15 protein-coding genes are annotated in these 16821 nt (G+C 68.9%); 7 read left to right on the top strand and 8 right to left on the bottom strand.

Annotated elements, in window-relative coordinates; translation table 11 throughout:
• Window positions 1-8: 8 nt before the first annotated feature.
• Window positions 9-998 (bottom strand): TIGR03617 family F420-dependent LLM class oxidoreductase, encoded by a 990-nt coding sequence (locus ACZYYX_RS12345; RefSeq protein WP_463814650.1) that lies wholly within the window; start codon window positions 996-998, stop codon window positions 9-11.
• 81 nt (window positions 999-1079) lie between these two features.
• On the opposite strand from ACZYYX_RS12345, the gene ACZYYX_RS12340 reads away from it, so the two are divergent.
• Window positions 1080-2420 carry a flavin monoamine oxidase family protein gene (locus tag ACZYYX_RS12340; protein WP_463814649.1) on the top strand — a complete coding sequence of 447 codons (1341 nt, stop codon included), beginning with the start codon at window positions 1080-1082 and terminating at the stop codon, window positions 2418-2420.
• Here ACZYYX_RS12340 and ACZYYX_RS12335 read toward each other — a convergent pair.
• A complete protein-coding gene (locus tag ACZYYX_RS12335; protein WP_463814648.1) occupies window positions 2396-3361 on the bottom strand; it encodes an alpha/beta fold hydrolase in 966 nt (321 codons plus the stop codon). The two genes, ACZYYX_RS12340 and ACZYYX_RS12335, sit on opposite strands and share 25 nt — an antisense overlap.
• A 105-nt stretch (window positions 3362-3466) precedes the next feature.
• On the opposite strand from ACZYYX_RS12335, the gene ACZYYX_RS12330 reads away from it, so the two are divergent.
• Together ACZYYX_RS12330 and ACZYYX_RS12325 are read left to right on the top strand one after the other, a co-directional pair.
• Entirely contained in the window at window positions 3467-4441 is a 975-nt protein-coding gene (locus ACZYYX_RS12330) for an NADPH:quinone oxidoreductase family protein (RefSeq protein ID WP_463814647.1), read from the top strand.
• Between the two features lie 66 nt (window positions 4442-4507).
• The gene (locus ACZYYX_RS12325) at window positions 4508-7264 is read left to right on the top strand and encodes a helix-turn-helix transcriptional regulator (protein ID WP_463814646.1); all 2757 of its coding nucleotides are present in this window, start codon (window positions 4508-4510) and stop codon (window positions 7262-7264) included.
• Here ACZYYX_RS12325 and ACZYYX_RS12320 read toward each other — a convergent pair.
• A complete protein-coding gene (locus ACZYYX_RS12320) occupies window positions 7261-8043 on the bottom strand; it encodes a glucose 1-dehydrogenase (RefSeq protein ID WP_463814645.1) in 783 nt (260 codons plus the stop codon). The genes ACZYYX_RS12325 and ACZYYX_RS12320 overlap by 4 nt on opposite strands.
• A 98-nt stretch (window positions 8044-8141) precedes the next feature.
• Between ACZYYX_RS12320 and ACZYYX_RS12315 the strand changes: the two genes are divergently transcribed.
• Window positions 8142-8927: an SDR family NAD(P)-dependent oxidoreductase gene (locus ACZYYX_RS12315; protein ID WP_463814644.1), complete on the top strand. Its 786-nt coding sequence runs from the start codon at window positions 8142-8144 to the stop codon at window positions 8925-8927.
• A 10-nt stretch (window positions 8928-8937) separates the two neighbouring features.
• On the opposite strand, the gene ACZYYX_RS12310 is transcribed toward ACZYYX_RS12315, so the two are convergent.
• Together ACZYYX_RS12310 and ACZYYX_RS12305 are read right to left on the bottom strand one after the other, a co-directional pair.
• Complete coding sequence (locus tag ACZYYX_RS12310; protein WP_463814643.1) at window positions 8938-9291, bottom strand: Fe-S protein; 354 nt, start codon at window positions 9289-9291, stop codon at window positions 8938-8940.
• Window positions 9292-9331: 40 nt separating this feature from the next.
• Complete coding sequence (locus tag ACZYYX_RS12305; RefSeq protein WP_463814642.1) at window positions 9332-9571, bottom strand: CDGP domain-containing protein; 240 nt, start codon at window positions 9569-9571, stop codon at window positions 9332-9334.
• Window positions 9572-9809: 238 nt separating this feature from the next.
• On the opposite strand from ACZYYX_RS12305, the gene ACZYYX_RS12300 reads away from it, so the two are divergent.
• The 3 genes from ACZYYX_RS12300 to ACZYYX_RS12290 all read left to right on the top strand — a co-directional run bounded on the left by ACZYYX_RS12300 (window position 9810) and on the right by ACZYYX_RS12290 (window position 13932).
• Window positions 9810-10871, top strand: a complete 1062-nt coding sequence (locus tag ACZYYX_RS12300; RefSeq protein ID WP_463814641.1) for a sensor domain-containing diguanylate cyclase — start codon at window positions 9810-9812, stop codon at window positions 10869-10871.
• A gap of 84 nt (window positions 10872-10955) precedes the next feature.
• Window positions 10956-12905, top strand: a complete 1950-nt coding sequence (locus tag ACZYYX_RS12295) for a flavin-containing monooxygenase (RefSeq protein ID WP_463814640.1) — start codon at window positions 10956-10958, stop codon at window positions 12903-12905.
• Window position 12906: 1 nt separating this feature from the next.
• A complete protein-coding gene (locus tag ACZYYX_RS12290; protein ID WP_463814639.1) occupies window positions 12907-13932 on the top strand; it encodes an alcohol dehydrogenase catalytic domain-containing protein in 1026 nt (341 codons plus the stop codon).
• On the opposite strand, the gene ACZYYX_RS12285 is transcribed toward ACZYYX_RS12290, so the two are convergent.
• The 3 genes from ACZYYX_RS12285 to ACZYYX_RS12275 form a co-directional block, all read right to left on the bottom strand.
• Window positions 13933-15648 (bottom strand): sensor histidine kinase, encoded by a 1716-nt coding sequence (locus tag ACZYYX_RS12285; RefSeq protein WP_463814638.1) that lies wholly within the window; start codon window positions 15646-15648, stop codon window positions 13933-13935.
• 12 nt (window positions 15649-15660) lie between these two features.
• Window positions 15661-16089: a pyridoxamine 5'-phosphate oxidase family protein gene (locus ACZYYX_RS12280; protein WP_463814637.1), complete on the bottom strand. Its 429-nt coding sequence runs from the start codon at window positions 16087-16089 to the stop codon at window positions 15661-15663.
• Window positions 16090-16231: 142 nt separating this feature from the next.
• Window positions 16232-16819 (bottom strand): Rv1733c family protein, encoded by a 588-nt coding sequence (locus tag ACZYYX_RS12275; protein ID WP_463814636.1) that lies wholly within the window; start codon window positions 16817-16819, stop codon window positions 16232-16234.
• Window positions 16820-16821 lie beyond the last annotated feature (2 nt).

Below are 16821 nucleotides of genomic sequence, written 5' to 3'. Positions count from 1 at the left end.
GGAGCCGGCTAGCTCGTCGCATCGACCGACAGCGCGTCGACGATCTGGCTCAGGGTGTCCACCGGGATCGGGCCGGGCTGATACAGGCAGACCCGATCGGCCACACCGGCGGTGCGGTCGCGGATGTGCGCGGCGATGTCGGCGGGTGTGCCGCAGGCGGCGATGGTGTGCAGCACGTCGTCGTCGATGAGGGCCCCCATCTCGGCCCAGCGGCCCTGCTTGGACAGGGCATTGAGCTCGGGCTGCAGATCGCCCCAGCCGTGCACGTCGAGCACGGGCCGATACGCAGGCGTGGACCCGTAGAACGCGAGCAGCCGCCGCGCGGACGCATGATCAGGATCGGATTCGGCGTCGGACACGATGACCTCGGGCACGATCGCCAGGTCCTCGCGGCGCCGCCCTGCCGCGGCGAGCCCGGCGTCGACGTTGGGCAGCGTGACCTCGGTCAGGAAGCGTCGCGAGCCGAACGGCATCACCAGCAGCCCGTCGGCGGTCTCGGCGACCATGCGCGTCAGCCGCGGCCCGAGGGCGCCGACGTAGATGGGGATCGGCGCGAAGTCGGCTGGCGGGCTGAACGTCGGGGTCATCAGCGTGTGCCGGTAGAACTCGCCGCGGTAGGCCAGCCGTTCGCCGGTGCGCCATGCGTCGAAGATGGCCCGCAGCGCGCCGATCAGGTCCCGCATCCGTTCGACGGGTTTGTCGAATTCGGCGCCGAAGCGCTTCTCGATCTGTGTGCGGATCTGGGTGCCCAGCCCGAGCGTGAACCGTCCGTCGGTGAGCAGCTGGTGGTCGACCGCCTGGTGTGCCAAATGAATCGGGTTGCGTGGGAACGCGATTGCGACGTTGGTCATCAGGTCCAGGCCGCCGACGGAGGCGGCCAGGGTCAGCGGGGTGAACGCGTCGTGCGGGCCCTCGAAGGTGAACACCCCGCTCGCACCCGCCTCACGCAGGGCCGCGGCCCGCTGCGCCGCACCGATCGGACTCATGAGCGCCGTCATCACCTGCACAACGGCCGACCCTAGCGTGATTTGGGCGTGCAAATCATCGCCATGCGACGACGAGCACGCCAGAATCGCTTCATGGCAGACGTGGTGATCGTGGGAGCCGGCTTCGCCGGGCTGTCGGCGGCGCGGGAGTTGACGCGCCTCGGGCGCGATGTCGTGGTGGTCGAGGGCCGCGACCGCGTGGGGGGCCGCTCGTACACCGGCGAGGTGGGCGGGGTGCCCGTCGACCTCGGCGCGACGTTCGTGGGCCCGACGCAGGACGCCGTGCTGGGGCTGGCCCGGGAGCTGGGCTGCGAGACCGTGCCCACCTACAGCCACGGCAGGAACCTGATCCGGTGGCGCGGCCGTGTGCGCACGTACCGCAGCACCATTCCGCGCCTGTCGATACTCGAACTCCTCGACGTATCCCGCATCCAGTGGCGGTTCGGCCGGATCAGCAAGCAGGTCCCGGTCGCCGATCCCTGGTCGTCTCCGATCGCCGAGCACCTCGACGCGCTCACCCTCGACAGCTGGTTGCGGTCGATGCACGCAGGCGCCTCGACGCGCGACCTGATGGCGATCATGGCGCGTGTCACCTGGGGGTGCGAGCCGGACGCGGTGTCGATGCTGCACGCCGTGCGCTACGTCAAAGCCGCCGGTGGCCTCGACCGCATGCTCGACGTCAAGGGCGGCGCGCAGCAGGACCGCTTCCTCGCAGGCACGCAGCAGATCGCGGTCCGGATGGCCGCAGACCTCGGCGAGCGCGTAGTGCTCGGCGCCCCGGTGCGGCGCATCGAACGCCGCGAGGGCGGCCTGACCGTGGTGTCCGACCGTGGCGAGTTCACGGGCGCCGCCGTGATCGTCGCGATACCGCCCGAGCACCGCGGCGCCATCACGTTCGATCCGGCCCTTCCCGACGGCTACGAGGCGCTCGCCCGGCACTGGCCTCAAGGTCATCTGAGCAAGGCCTACGCGGCCTACGAGCAGCCGTTCTGGCGCGAGAACGGTTATTCGGGGGAAGCGTTGTCCGACGAGGGCCCGGTCTTCATCACGTTCGACGTCAGCCCCGCCGGCGACGGCCCGGGGGTGCTGCTCGGCTTCACCGACGCGCGACTGTTCGACCCGTTACCGCCCGAGCAGCGCCGCGAGGTCGCGCTGTCGAACTTCGCCACGCTGTTCGGCGATGCCGCGGCCGATCCGGTCGACTATCTCGACCACTGTTGGGGCGCAGAGGCGTTCGCACCGGGCGGGCCGACGGCGGCGGTGCCGCCGGGATCGTGGACGGCACACGGCCCGTTGTTGCGGACCCCGGTCGACGGGATCTTCTGGGCGGGCACCGAAACCGCGGACACGTGGCCGGGGTTTCTCGACGGCGCGGTGCGTTCGGGGCAGCGTGCGGCCGCCGAGGCGCATCAGGAGCTGACGCGGCGCTCCTGAGTCTGGCCGGTCAGCCACCGGAGTTGCTCGTTGACCTCGGCGGGTTGCTCGAGGATCGCGCAGTGCCCGCCCGGCACCTCGACGAAGCGGGCCAGGTTCGGCGCTGTCGCCGCGATGCGCCGCGACGAGACCATGGGCAGCAGGCGATCTTTCGTGCTGCCGATCACCACCGTCGGCACGGTGAGGCTCTTCAGATTGATGTGTTGAGGCCCCATGTGATCGACCAGGACCCGCGCCCAGCCACCGCGTCCGGCGGGCGGCGTTTTGTGGAACAGCTCGAAAACGAAGTCGCCGACGGCTGATTCGGCGTCTCGGCCCACAGCGATCATCTTCACGAACCGGCGGCTGGGCCCGTCGGTCACGCGCATCAGCGGTGCTCCCCCGAACGTCCGCAGCAGCGTGCCGCCCGCGCGCACCCGCGCCTGGGCCAGCGACGGCGGCACCGGCAGCAGGTTCACGTGGCGCAGCAGGTCGCCGGTCGTGGTGTTGATCAACGCTGCCGCGGCGGCGCATTCGGCCACACGGTGCGGATAGCGCTCCGCCCAGGAGCTGATCGCGATACCGCCCATGGAATGCCCGGCGATCACGGCCCGCTCACCGGGGGTCAGCGTCGCCTGCAGCACGGAGTCGAGGTCGCCGGCGAGGTGGTCGAGGCTGTAGCCGCCGCGCCGCGGCGGTACTCCGCTGCGGCCGTGCCCGCGGTGGTCGAACGCGATCACGCGATGGTCGCGGGACAGGTCGGCGATCTGGTAGGCCCACACCCGCAGAGAGCACGTGATGCCGTGAGCCAACACCACCGCAGGTGCGTCGTCGGGCCCGAACACCTCGGTGTGCAGGCGCACGCCGTCGCGGGATCGCACGTCGACGATGCGGCCGGGGGCCAGATCCCGGGCGGGCGCAAAACATGTGCCCTGCATCCGGCCACCACTGCGTGCTGCCATACCTGTCCCCCGGTTGCGTCGTTGCATCCGCGCAATACTGCCCTGGAGACTGTACCGCCGCGGGCGCGACTCCCCGGTGCAAACCGGTGGGGTTCAATGGTCGGCATGCGCGCAATCCACATCCGCAGTCTGGACGGGCCCAGCGCGGCCGAGCTGGTCGAGATCGACGAGCCGGCCGCCGCCGAGGGTTCCGTGGTCGTCGAGGTGCACGCCGCGGGTGTCGCCTTTCCCGATGCGCTGCAATCCCGTGGGCTCTACCAGTACAAGCCCGAACTCCCCTACGTTCCGGGCGCCGAGATCGCAGGCGTGGTGCGCAGCGCGCCCGACGGCGCGCACGTGCGCCCCGGTGATCGGGTGGCCGGGTTGACGATGCTGTCCGGTGCGATGGCCGAAGTGGTTGCGCTGCAACCGGAGCGAGTGTTCGCACTGCCCGACGCGGTGTCCTTCGAAGCCGGCGCCGGGTTGCTCTTCAACGACCTGACCGTGCATTTCGCACTCCGCACCCGCGGCCGGTTGCGCGACGGTGAGACCGTGCTGGTGCACGGCGCCGCCGGGGGCATCGGCACCTCGACGCTGCGGTTGGCCCCCGCCTACGGCGCGGCGCGCACGATCGCGGTCGTCAGCACGGACGCGAAGGCCGAGGTGGCCCGCGCCGCGGGCGCGACGGACGTGGTCCTCGCCGACGGATTCAAGGACGCGGTGAAGGACCTGACCGGTGGACGCGGGGTGGACATCGTCATGGATCCGGTGGGCGGGAATCGCTTCACCGACTCCCTGCGGTCACTGGCTCCCGGCGGGCGGCTTCTGGTCGTCGGTTTCACCGGTGGCGAGATCCCGACGGTCAAGGTCAATCGGTTGCTGCTCAACAATGTCGACGCCGTGGGCGTGGGCTGGGGTGCGTGGACGATGACGCATCCGGGTTACCTCACCGAGCAGTGGGCAGAGCTGGCGCCGTTGCTGGCCTCCGGCGCGGTGCGCCCTCCGGAGCCCGACGTCTTCCCCCTGGAGCGCGCCGGCGAGGCCATCGCCTCGCTGGAGGACCGGACTGCGCGCGGGAAGGTCGTCGTCACGCTGCGCTGAGTCGTGCGACGCACCGCGAACCCGCGGTCTTTGCGCACTTCTTTGCCCGCTGCGATAGTGGAATCCATGGCGCCCGCTCTCCGAGGATCGACGGCCGATCCGCAGGTTGCTGGCTTTCTGCATGCGGCCTCACAGCGACCGGCCGGCCTCGTCATCGAGGGCGAAGCGGGAATCGGTAAGACGACGGTGTGGCTGTCCCTGGTCGACCAGGCCCGCGCGGACGGCTTCTGCGTGTTGACCGCGCGAGTGGGGCAGGCAGAAACGGTGATGGCTTTCGCCGCGCTGGCCGACCTGCTGGCCGACGTGGACGCCGGTGTCCTCGCCGGGCTGCCGGCCCTGCAGCAGCTCGCGCTCGACCGAGTGCTTCTGCGCGCGGGCGACGACGGCCCGGCGACCGACCACAGGGTGGTTGCAGCCGCTCTCGTCGCGGTTCTGCAGGCTCTGGCCGAACGCGGCCCCGTCCTGATCGCGATCGACGATGCCCAGTGGATGGACACCTCGAGCCGCACCGCGGTCGCGTTCGCCGCGCGCCGCATGCAGGGGCGATTCGGAGTGCTGGTCACCGAACGCTGCCGGCCCGGCGACGGCACGACGACGATGTGGCTGGCGCTGAATCGACCCGACGGAATGCACCGCAGTGCGGTGCATCCGCTCGACAGCGCGGCACTGCACACGGTGATCTCCGAGCGCACAGGCCGCACGTTCTCCCGGCCGACGGTCTTGCGTATCGCCGAGATCTCCGGCGGCAACCCGTTTTTCGCCGTGGAACTGGCTCGCGCCATCGGCGAGGGACACGCGGTCACCGATCAGGCGCTGCCCCCCACCCTGACCGAGGTAGTGCGCGCCCACATCGGCTCGCTCGACGACCGGATGCGGGAGTTCCTGCTCAGCGTGGCCTGCCTGGCCGATGCCCGCGTGGACGTGCTGGCACTCGCCAATGACATGAGCCGGGACGAGGTGATCGGTCTCGTCGAGCACGCCGAGGCGGCAGGCATTCTCACGCTGCAGGGCAACCAGGTGCGGTTCACCCATCCCCTGTTGGCCAGCGGAGTCAACGCCGACGCGGGATCGCCGGCTCGCCGGGCGATACACCGCAAGCTGGCGACCGCGGTGACACTGCCGGAGGTGCGTGCCCGTCACCTGGCGCTGGCCTCGGCGACCGGCAACGAGGAGATCTTCTCCGCACTCGACGCCGCAGCGGATTCGGCGCGGTCCCGCGGCGCGCCCGCCGCGGCCGCGGAGTTGGTCGATCTGGCGATCGGACTGGGCGGCGACACCTCGGTGCGACGACTGAGGTCTGCCGAAAACCATTTCCTGGCAGGCAACGTCACCCGTGCGGGAGAGCTTCTCGCCGGCGTCGGACCTGGCGAACCCGAGATCGTGCGCGCGTTGGTGGCGAGCCTGCTCGCCACCGTGCTGATGTACCAGAACGAGCACAGCGAGGCGGTGGAGCTGCTGCGTGGCGCGGTCGACGACGCTGCGGGTAACATCGCCGTGCTGATCCAGGTGCTTCTGCGATTGTCGTTCGCGCTCAACAACATCGGCGAGCCCGACGATGCGCGACGACACGGCCGCGACGCAGTGAAGCTCGCCGAGGAGCTGGGCGTGCCCGCGATCATCAGCCCGGCGTTGGCCTGGTCGGTGTACATCGACTTCCAGAACGGACGGGGTCTAGACCAGCGGGCGCTGCGCCGCGCGCTGGAGTGCTATGACAGCGCGTTCGACGTCCCGATCATCTTCCGGGCACCGCTGGTGCAGGCACTCACACTGTCCTGGACGGGCAAGCTCGCCCAGGCGCACGAACAGTTCACCGCGCTGCGGGTGGTGTGCGCGGAGCGCGGCGCCGAAAGCGACATGATGGCGATCGCGGGTTTCCTTGCGATGAACCACATCTGGCGTGGCCGCTTTGCCGAGGCCGCGGCCGAGGCCGCCGACGCCGTGGAACGGGCCGAGCAGCTCGGTGGTGAGGACGTCCTGATCATCCCGCTGACCGTGCGGGCGGTGGTGTCGTCATTCCTGGGCCACGAGGACGACGCCCGCACCGATGCCAGCCGCGTCGTCGCAGCCACGCGCGGTCGCACGGCATCGCACATCGCCGACTGGCCGGGCATGGCGCTCTGTTTCCTCGAGGAATCGTTGGGCCGGCACCGGGAAGCGCTGGCGGCCCTGGACACGTCGTTTCTGAGCGAACCCGGCCTGTCGACCGAGATCGCCTACGGCTGGCACCTTCCCGATGTCATCGAGGCGATGGTGGCGGTGGGCCGCCTCGACGAGGCAGACAAGCTGACTGCGATGCTGGAACGCGATGGAGCAGAGCATGATCGCGGGTGGATGAAGGCGGTCGGTACCCGGTGTCGCGCCGTGGTGCTCGCCGCCGAGGGGCAGGTGTCCGAGGCCGAGCAGGCCGCGCACCGGGCGCTGGCGGAGCACGACCGGCTGCCGATGCCCTTCGAACGGGCCCGCTCCCAACTGGTCCTCGGCCAGCTACAGCGCAGGTTGCGGCAAAAGCAGCTCGCGGCAACGACGTTGACCGAGGCGCTGACGACGTTCGAGCAACTCGGAACATCGCTGTGGGCTCGGCGGGCGCGCGCCGAACTGTCCCGCGCCGTGGTGGCGCCGTCGGACGACCTCACGGCGCTGACACCGTCCGAGCGCCGGGTGGCGGAGATGGCCGCGTCCGGTGCGACGAACAAGAACATCGCGGCAGCGATGTTCATCAGCGCCAAGACCGTCGAGCACAACCTCACCCGCGTCTATCGCAAATTGGGCATCACGTCACGGGCGGAGTTGGGCCGACGGATGGACCGTCCGCCGGCGGATTAGGTGATCCAGTCGGGCTGGGCGTCGGCGTCGACGGCGGAGAAGTCCTTGTGCGCGAGACCGGCGATCGTGCCGCCGTCGACCACGAACTCCGCGCCGGTCGAGTAGCTCGACTCGTCGCTGGCCAGGTACACCACGAGGTGGCTCACCTCGACGGGTTGGGCGATGCGCCCGAGCGCGGTGGTGAAGATGTCCTCGGGCACCCAGTCCGCCATCGGCGTCTTCACCAGCCCGGGATGCACGGAGTTCACCCGAATGCCGAACGGCCCCAACTCCAGTGCGGTGGATTTGGTCAGGCCACGCACGGCGAACTTGGTGGCGGTGTAGCCGTGGCTGGCGATGGTGCCTGCCATCCCCTCGATCGACGAGATGTTGATGATGGACCCGCGGCCCGCCGCCTTCATCGGGCCCGCGGCTGCGCGGATACCGAGGAAGACGCCGGTCAGGTTGATGTCGAGGATGCGCTGCCACTCGGCCATGTCGAAGTCCTCGATCGTGCCGATGTTGAGAATTCCCGCGTTGTTGACCAGGACGTCGAGGGAGTCGAACGCCTGCTGCGCGGTGGCCACCGCCGAGCGCCAGTCGTCGGGATCGGTGACGTCGAGATGCACGTAGCGTGCGGCGTCACCGAGCTCCGCGGCGACCTGTTCCCCCTCGGCGTCGAGAATGTCGCCGCACACCACCGAGGCGCCGTGGGCCACCATCTCCCGCGCGTGTGAGGCGCCCATCCCCCGGGCGGCTCCGCTGATGAGGGCGACCTTGCCGGCCAATCGAGCTGTCATGACATCTCCTGCCTCGGCGGTATCGCGATGGGCATCGTCACCATAGGCGATCAGAGGAGATGGATGGTCTGGAATCGCGGCGCTGCCATACTGTGCCGATGAACGGGCTTGCAGGAAAAGGGATTCTGGTCACCGGCGCGGCGTCGGGTATCGGCGAGGCCACCGTGCGGCGGTTGACGGCCGAGGGCGCGACGGTCGTGGGGCTGGATCTGGCTGTGGACGCTCCGCCTTTCGGCGACTACGTGCGTGCCGATGTGCTGGACGGCGCCGCGGTGGCGGGCGCGGTGCGCCGCGTCGTCGAGCTGGCCGGGCGCCTCGATGGGGTGGTGCACTCCGCGGGCGTGGGCGGGGGCGGTCCGATCCACCTGCTGCCCGACCAGGAGTGGGACCGCGTGGTCGACGTCAACCTCAAAGGCACCTTCGTGGTCTTGCGTGCGGCACTGGCTCAGATGATCTCGCAGGAGCGGGTCGACGGCGAGCGCGGCGCGGTGGTGACGCTGTCGAGCGTCGAGGGCATCGAGGGCACGGCGGGCGGCAGCGCCTACAACGCATCAAAGGGCGGGGTCGTCCTGCTCACCAAGAACGCGGCAATCGACTACGGGCCCAGCGGTATTCGTGCCAACGTGATCTGTCCCGGCTTCATCGAGACGCCGCTGTTCGAATCGGTGATGGGCCTCGACGGGATGGCCGTGCCGCGCGAGGGAGTCCGCCACGAGCACAAGCTGCGCAGGTTCGGTCGGCCCGAGGAGATCGCCGCCGTCGCGGCGTTCCTGGTGTCGGCCGATGCCAGTTTCGTCAGCGGCCAGGCGATTGCGGTGGACGGTGGCTACACGGCCGGGCGCGACCACCAGGTGACCGAGCTGATGGGTCTCGGCGAGCAGTGAGGACCGTCGGTCACCACACCACGGCGACCGCCGCAGCGGTCAGCGCCAGCACACCCACCGACATGAACAGCGGGCGCGGCACCGGCGTGCCGGTGCGCCGCTGACGGGCGTTACCCATCCCGAGCACTCCGCCCAGGACGACGAGGATGACGAGCTTCACGCCGATCTTCGGATAGTTCAGTTCGACGCCGGCCGGCCACGGCGCGGCCAGCGCGAGTCCGCTCAGCAGCGAGACCAGCAGGCCGTAATCCATCAGCCGCGTGGTGGTGAAGCGGCGGGCCGCCGCCTCGGCGACCCAGGCCCCGAAGGTGACCGCAAAGCCCACGATGTGCAGCAAAACCACTACGGAGCGTAGTACTTCCATGCGGTGAGGCTACAACAGCAGGCGTGCAGACCTGCGGCGATCAGGCGGGCGGCGGGCCGACAGGCACCTGATAGCAGTTGGTGCCGCCGATACCCATCACGTAGACGGTGTCGCAGCGCTGGAAGGTACCGTCCGGGCCGGGCAGGGAATCGCAACGGCCACCGCCGTTTCCGAACACCACCGCATTGCTGCACGGTTGCGCCGTCGCGGTGCCCGAGGTTGCCAGACCGGCCCCCGCCAGTGCCAGCGCCGCCCCCGCGATCATCCACTTCTTCGTCATGTCGTTCCCCCTTCTCCAGTTCCGCGCGTCGACGCGGACCTGCCGGAGGACGAGACCCATGCGCCCGACCTCCGGCACATGACGACATCGATTGTGCGCCCGTTACCGACCTCTGCGCAGGCGATTTACGTCACGTGATCTTTCGCCTCGTCCCGCGATTCTGACGTCCAGCTAACTCGGCGCGGTGTATCGTCTGCCCACCGGGGAATGGAAACGGCGACACCAAGCGGAGGTTCGCATGGAGATTCCGAACGTGTCCGTGGCGCCCGATTCCGATCACACCCGAGGTCTCTCCCGCCTCCTGCAGGCCGTTCAGGAGCTCTCGCTCGCGCGCAGCCTCGCAGAGATCCAGGTGATCGTGCGTACCGCAGCCCGTGAGCTCACCGGCTGCGACGGAGCCACCTTCGTGCTGCGGGACAACGGCAAGTGCTATTACGCCGACGAGGATGCGATCGCCCCCCTGTGGAAGGGCAGCCGTTTCCCGATGGAGATCTGCATCAGCGGATGGGCGATGCTCAATCGGGCCCCGGCGGTGATACCCGACATCTACGACGACCCCCGGGTTCCCCACGCGGCCTACCGACCGACGTTCGTCAAGAGCCTGGTGATGGTGCCGATCCGCACCCTCGATCCTGTGGGGGCGATCGGCAACTACTGGGCCGACGAGCACGAACCCACGGCCCGGGAGGTGTCGCTGCTACAGGCGCTGGCCGACTCGACATCGATCGCGATGGAGAACGTGGCCGTCAGCGAGGGACTGGAAGAGCGGGTCCGCGAACGCACCGCCGCGCTGGAACTGGCCAACGAGGAGATCCACCGCCTCTCCCGCACCGACGATCTGACCGGCCTGGCGAACAGGCGCGGTTTCCACCTGTTGGCCGAGGAGGCCCTGCGGATCGCGCGCAGTCGCGGACGTCGATGCCTACTGGCCTTTCTCGACGTGGACGGCCTGAAACGGGTCAACGACGAGGCAGGCCACGACGTCGGGGACCAGCTGATCGCCGACGTGGCCGCGGTTCTGCGTGCAGCGGTCCGGCCGTCGGACATCGTGGCGCGCCTCGGCGGCGATGAATTCTGCGCGCTCCTCGTCGATTACGGCGGCGACGGCGCAATGCTGAAGCAACGGTTGAGCGAGGCCCTGGACAATTTCCAGGCTGCCGAGCGACCCTACCGGCTGGCGGCGAGCATCGGCATCCTGGAGGTCCCTCCGACGAATGTCAGCGGGCTGGACGAACTGCTCGCTCAGGCCGACCAGCTGATGTACGACGACAAGAAGAGCAAACCGCTGTCCCCTGCCTGACCACGTCCGCCACGGCGTCATTGCGCACCCGCTGTGCGGACAGATACGCTACGCAACGTTGCGATATGGCGATCGGGAGGTCCAGTGACACGGACGGTGCACGCAGCCCGGCGGTTCGACACCTCGACCGACGACATCGCCGCGGCCCTTGCAGACGTCAGCATCCCGGCGCTCCTGCTGTCGATGGTGCATCTGACCGGGGATCCGGCCTTCATCCGTGACTTCGCCCAGGCGGGTCTGTTCCTCAACGAGATCCAGGGCTTCATGAGCGAGGAGGACAAGGCCCGCGCCCGGGCCGCGGCGCTACCCGTCATCGTCGACTTCCGCGACCGGGGCTGTCCGCCCCTGCCGCCGCTGCCTGCGGACCTGGTCAGGGAGATGCTCGACTGGGCCGCCTGCGAACCGGTCGACGACGCCAACATTCCGCTGGTCCTCGAAGAGCTCGATCTCGAGGGCACCGATCCGCGCCGCCCCCCACCCGTGGACCCCGATCGTGCGGCGGGCCGGGGGGTGCTCGTGATCGGGTGCGGTGAATCCGGCATCCTGGCTGGGATTCGACTGCAGCAGGCGGGAATTGCGTTCGAGATCATCGAGAAGAACGCCGGCCCTGGTGGAACGTGGTGGGAGAACAGCTATCCCGGTGCGCGGGTGGACGTCGCCAATCATCTGTACTGCTACAGCTTCGAACCGAGCAATCACTGGCAGCACTTCTTCGCCGAGCAACCCGAACTGGCCGCCTACTTCACCGACGTGATGGACCGCCACGGCCTGCGCGAGCACGTGCGCTGGAACACCGAGGTGCTCTCGGCGCGCTGGGACGACGAGACGGCGACGTGGCACGTCGAGGTACGCACCGGCGAGGACACCCGGACCCTGACCGCCGATGCCGTGATCACCGCGGTCGGTCAGCTCAACCGCCCGGCCCTGCCGGACCTGCCCGGCCGAGACACGTTCGCAGGACCATCTTTTCACTCGGCGCACTGGGACCACGACGTCGACCTGACGGGACGTCGGGTCGCCCTCGTCGGCGCCGGCGCCAGCGGTTTCCAGATCGCACCCGCGATCGCCGAAACGGTGGCCCAGCTGACCGTCTTCCAGCGCACCGCGCAGTGGATGTTCCCCAACCCCATGTACCACGAACCAGTACCCGACGGCGCGCGGTGGGCGCTGGAAAACCTGCCCGGCTACGCCCGCTGGTACCGCTTTCTCCTGTTCTGGCCCGGGGCCGACAAGGGCCTCGATGCTGCTCGCGTCGACCCCTCCTATTCCGACCAGCAGCACGCGGTCAGTGAGATCAACGCGTTGGCGCGCCTGATGTTCACCGAGTGGATCACCTCACAGGTCGGCGACGACGAGGATCTGCTGGCCCGGGTCCTGCCCGACTATCCGGCGACCGCGAAACGGACCCTGCAGGACAACGGAAGCTGGCTCGCCACGCTGAAACGGCCGAACGTCACACTGGTCCGCACGCCGCTGCAGGAGGTCACCCCCGACGGTGTCGTGGCGACGGACGGCACGGTCTACGACGCCGATGTGATCGTGTACGCCACGGGTTTTCGTGCCACCGACCTCCTGGCGCCGATGACGGTGACCGGCCGCGGCGGAGCTGATCTGCACGACGTGTGGGGCCAGCGACCGCACGCCTACCTCGGCATCACGGTGCCCGGCTTCCCGAACTTCTTCATGACCTACGGGCCGGGAACACATCTGGCGCACGGTGGCAGCCTGATCATGCACTCGGAACTGCAGATGCGTTACATCAACGCCTGCCTCGCCCGTCTCATCGATCAGGGTGTGCGCGCCATGGAGCCGCTGCCCGGCCCCACTCGGGAGTGGCACCGACGTACCCAGGAGCGAATCACCGCGACGGTGTGGGCGCACCCTGCGGTCGAGCACTCGTACTTCAAGACCAGCAGCGGGGAGATCCACACCGTGAGTCCTTGGCGCCTCTGCGAATACCACGATGCGGTGGCAGAACCCGACTTCACGCACTTCCGCTTCGACGGCTCCAGCCACGACGACGGGGCGGCCTGAGGTGCGCGCGGTGGTCGTCGACCCCGGTGGCACGGTGCGCGTCGAGGAGCGTCCCGATCCGGTGCTACCCGGACCCGACGGGGCCGTCGTCGAGGTCACGGCGACGGCGATCTGCGGCTCGGATCTGCATTTCCTGGAGGGTCATTACCCGATGGCCGAGCCGGTGTCCGTCGGCCACGAGGCGGTCGGCGTCGTGCGCGAGATCGGTGCAGAGGTCCGAGGTGTCGCAGTCGGAGACCGGGTGCTGGTGTCGTCGGTGGCGGGCTGCGGCCGCTGCGCGGGATGCGCGACCTCCGACCCGGTGCGCTGCGTTTCCGGCCCGCAGATTTTCGGTTCCGGCGTGCTCGGTGGCGCGCAGGCCGAGCTGATGGCCGTCCCCGCCGCCGATTTCCAGCTGCTGAGCATCCCCGACGGCATCGACACCGAGGCGGCGCTGCTTCTCACCGACAATCTCGCCACCGGGTGGGCAGCGGCCAAACGCGCGGACATCCCCGTCGGCGGCACGGTCGCGGTCATCGGCGCGGGCTCCGTCGGCCAGTGCGCCGCGCGTAGCGCGTTGTTCCTGGGTGCAGCAACAGTTTTCGTCGTCGATCCGGTCCAGGATCGGCGGGAGAAGGCGGCGCTGGCCGGCGCCACCCCGGCACCGCCGCCTGCCGCGGCCACCGTCATGGAGGCGACGAACGGTCTCGGCGCGGACGCGGTGATCGACGCGGTCGGCACCGACACCACACTCGACGACGCGATCGCCTCCGTCCGGGTCGGCGGCACGGTGTCGGTGGTGGGTGTGCACGATCTACAGCCGTACCCGTTTCCGGCTCTGATGGGCCTGCTGCGCAGTCTGACGGTCCGATGGACCACGGCGCCGGTGCAGCAGACGTGGCCTGAGCTGATCCCGCTGCTTCGTGCCGGCCGTCTCGACGTCAGCGGCATCTTCACCGCCACCCTGCCGCTGGCCGACGCCGTCGACGGCTACGCGGCCGCGATGTCGAGGTCAGCGGGGCACATCAAGACTCAGATGACACCCTGACTAGCGAAGCGGCACAGCCCATCTGAGCCGCGTACCGCCACCGTCGGCGGGCTCGATCGTCAACGATCCGCCTGCATCCACCGCCCGCTGTTCGAGGTTGGTCAACCCGGACCCGGTGACCGAACCGCTGATGCCGCGGCCGTTGTCGACGACCTCGATGATCAATTCGTCGTTGACGTGGACGGTGATCGCCAGCGAGGTGGCATCGGCATGCCGGACGGAATTGCTGACCGCTTCCCGGACCACGGCCTCGGCGTGGTCGGCGAGGCCCGCGTCGACCACCGACAACGGTCCCGAATACTGCACGGTGGTCCGGATTTTCGATGTCGCGAACTGGGCGATCGCCTCGTCGAGACGCTGCCGCAGGCGGGTGACACCCGACTGGCCGCCGTGCAGGTCGAAGATCGCGGTGCGGATCTCCTGGATCACCTGCTGCAGATCGTCGACGGATTCGGTGAGACGCTGCTGCACCTCGGCGGTGCGAGCCCGCGGAATCGTGCCCTGCAGCGCCAACCCGACTGCGAACAGGCGCTGGATCACATGATCGTGCAGATCGCGGGCGATGCGGTCACGGTCGGAGAGGACGTCGAGTTCGCGCAGCCTGCGCTGCGTGGTAGCCAGCTGCCACGCCAACGCCGCCTGGTCCACGAACGCGGCCAACATGTCGAGCTCACCGGCGTTGAACGCGCGACAACCGTTCGGCCGCAACGCAATCAGAACGCCAGCGACCGTGTCGGTGGCACGCAGCGGCACGACCAGCGCAGGCCCGTCGGCGACACAGCCGGGAGCCAATTCCAGCACGTCGAACCTACCGGGACGCTGCTCGACGAACACCGCGCCGACGTCGGTGCCCGACACGGGGATCGACTGCATGTCGGTCCCCGGTCCGGACCCGGAGGTGGCGGCGACGATGAGCTCGTCGACGTCGCCGACCGGCTCGTCGAGGTCGGCCCGCACTGCGACGATCGACGCCACGGCACCGCTGAGCGAACGGGATTCCTCGGCCATGAGCCGGAAGACCGCTGCCGGATCGGTGCCGGACAACAGTTCAGTGCCGATGTCGCGGGTGGCTTCGATCCACGACTGGCGGATCTTGGACTGCTCGTAGAGGCGGGCGTTGTCGATCGCGATGCCTGCCGCCGCTGCGAGCGCCTGGACCAGCACCTCGTCGTCCTCGCTGAACGGTTGCCCGTCCGCCTTCTCCGTGAGGTAGAGGTTGCCGAACACCTCATCTCGGATGCGCACCGGGACACCGAGAAACGTGCGCATCGGCGGATGGTTCGCGGGGAATCCCACCGACGCTGCATGGTGCGAAATGTTGTCCAACCGGATGGGTTTGGGATCGTCGAGCAGCACTCCGAGCACCCCCCGCCCCTCCGGGAGGTGGCCGATCAGCTCGCGGGCCTCTTCGTCGATGCCCTCGTAGATGAACTCGAGCAACTCGTGGTCGTCACCGCGCACCCCGATCGCCCCGAAACGGGCGTCGACGAGGTCGATCGCCGTGTGCACGATCGTCCTCAGCGTCTCGTCGAGTTCCAGTCCGGAGGTGACCACGAGCATCGCCTCGACCAGGCCGTCGAGCCGGTCGCGACCCTCGACGATCTGCTCGACGCGGTCCTGAACTTCGGTCAGGAGTTCCCGCAGGCGAAGTTGCGAGAGGGTGTCGCGGAGCGGCCGCGTGCCCGGGTCGTCCTTCGCGCCGCCCGCAGAACTCACGTCACCATAGTGTCACTGATTGCCATGAAGACCAGACTGTTCGAAGACGAACTGCCTGCCCGTCACGCTGAGCGGCCTGATCCGCACGTAGTGAGATTTCTCTGGTTCCGTCCAAGGACGTAGGTTCGCGACCTCGGCTTCGGCGATCTGCTCGTCGGTGTGCAGGGACCGGGCGCTCCCCTTGACGATCACGCTCCACCCATCAGTGGCGGTGTGATCGTCGGCCTCGAACAGCACCGTGCTGTTGATCGCGGCGCTCACCAACTTGGTGCCGTCGGCGGTGCGGAACAGGATCGTCCGGTTCTGCACCGCGAAATTGACCGGGAAGATCGATGGTTCGCCGTCGACACTGGTGACCAGCCGTCCGAGCGAGACGCTCGCCAGACGATCCCAGCATTCCGACGCTGCGAGCACCGACACCGGCGCGGTCGTGTGAGACATAGCTGACCCTAGCTCCGCAGCGGCCCCGCCCTATGCGGTCCAAAGTCACCCAAACGTGTGACCGCGAGCCCTCGTCCACGGCCGCGACGCGGTCCACCATGACCGGCATGGATGTGGCGGCCGTGCCGCGGCATCGTCGCGGTCATGCGGTGTTGTTGGTGCGGCCGCCGTTGTCGGTCAGACGGCGCAGATCACGGTCCCAGTCGGCATGGCGGCGTCGGTCGAGTCGCATCCGCAGGACCGCCCATCCACCGACCGCGGCACCGACAATCGTGAACCACACCGCGACTGCTGCGATCACTGCCTGCACGGCTGCGTCCCGGTCGGTCAGCGGTGCCGCCCGACGATCTCCCGCAGAGTCGACCCAGATCGTGAGGTGATCGCCGGCGGCCATCCTCGTCGTGCGCACCTCATCGGTGTGCGTGACGCCGTCGAACTGCCATCGGATCGGTGAGAGGTAGGAGTTGTCGTACACCTGCGCCGTCACCCGGCTGTCGCCCGTGACCGTCGCCTCGACGGGCCGCCGCTCAGCGCGCTGCACGGCAAACGACTGCGAAAACATATCTTGTACAGAAACTTTCACAGAATCCGCGGGCGCAAGCGCCAGCAATGCAACGACGATGACGAGGGCAAGGCCCACCGCCTCGATGCGGTCGCTGAACCGCACCAGCGGGTGCTGACCCGCCAGACGCCTCATCCAGACGCCGAAACCGGTCGCGACGGTGTGCATGT

The sequence above is a fragment of the Mycobacterium sp. IDUB_1 genome (assembly GCF_055419625.1).
Note: the sequence above shows the minus strand (reverse complement) of the source record. Positions and strands in the feature narration are given on the sequence as shown.

Bases quoted from the DNA above. Each gene is read 5' to 3' on its own strand.
- ACZYYX_RS12345 (WP_463814650.1), bottom strand. From the start codon at position 998: ATGACGGCGCTCATGAGTCCGATCGGTGCGGCGCAGCGGGCCGCGGCC.
- ACZYYX_RS12340 (WP_463814649.1), top strand. From the start codon at position 1,080: ATGGCAGACGTGGTGATCGTGGGAGCCGGCTTCGCCGGGCTGTCGGCG.
- ACZYYX_RS12335 (WP_463814648.1), bottom strand. From the start codon at position 3,361: ATGGCAGCACGCAGTGGTGGCCGGATGCAGGGCACATGTTTTGCGCCC.
- ACZYYX_RS12330 (WP_463814647.1), top strand. From the start codon at position 3,467: ATGCGCGCAATCCACATCCGCAGTCTGGACGGGCCCAGCGCGGCCGAG.
- ACZYYX_RS12325 (WP_463814646.1), top strand. From the start codon at position 4,508: ATGGCGCCCGCTCTCCGAGGATCGACGGCCGATCCGCAGGTTGCTGGC.
- ACZYYX_RS12320 (WP_463814645.1), bottom strand. From the start codon at position 8,043: ATGACAGCTCGATTGGCCGGCAAGGTCGCCCTCATCAGCGGAGCCGCC.
- ACZYYX_RS12315 (WP_463814644.1), top strand. From the start codon at position 8,142: ATGAACGGGCTTGCAGGAAAAGGGATTCTGGTCACCGGCGCGGCGTCG.
- ACZYYX_RS12310 (WP_463814643.1), bottom strand. From the start codon at position 9,291: ATGGAAGTACTACGCTCCGTAGTGGTTTTGCTGCACATCGTGGGCTTT.
- ACZYYX_RS12305 (WP_463814642.1), bottom strand. From the start codon at position 9,571: ATGACGAAGAAGTGGATGATCGCGGGGGCGGCGCTGGCACTGGCGGGG.
- ACZYYX_RS12300 (WP_463814641.1), top strand. From the start codon at position 9,810: ATGGAGATTCCGAACGTGTCCGTGGCGCCCGATTCCGATCACACCCGA.
- ACZYYX_RS12280 (WP_463814637.1), bottom strand. From the start codon at position 16,089: ATGTCTCACACGACCGCGCCGGTGTCGGTGCTCGCAGCGTCGGAATGC.
- ACZYYX_RS12275 (WP_463814636.1), bottom strand. From the start codon at position 16,819: ATGCACACCGTCGCGACCGGTTTCGGCGTCTGGATGAGGCGTCTGGCG.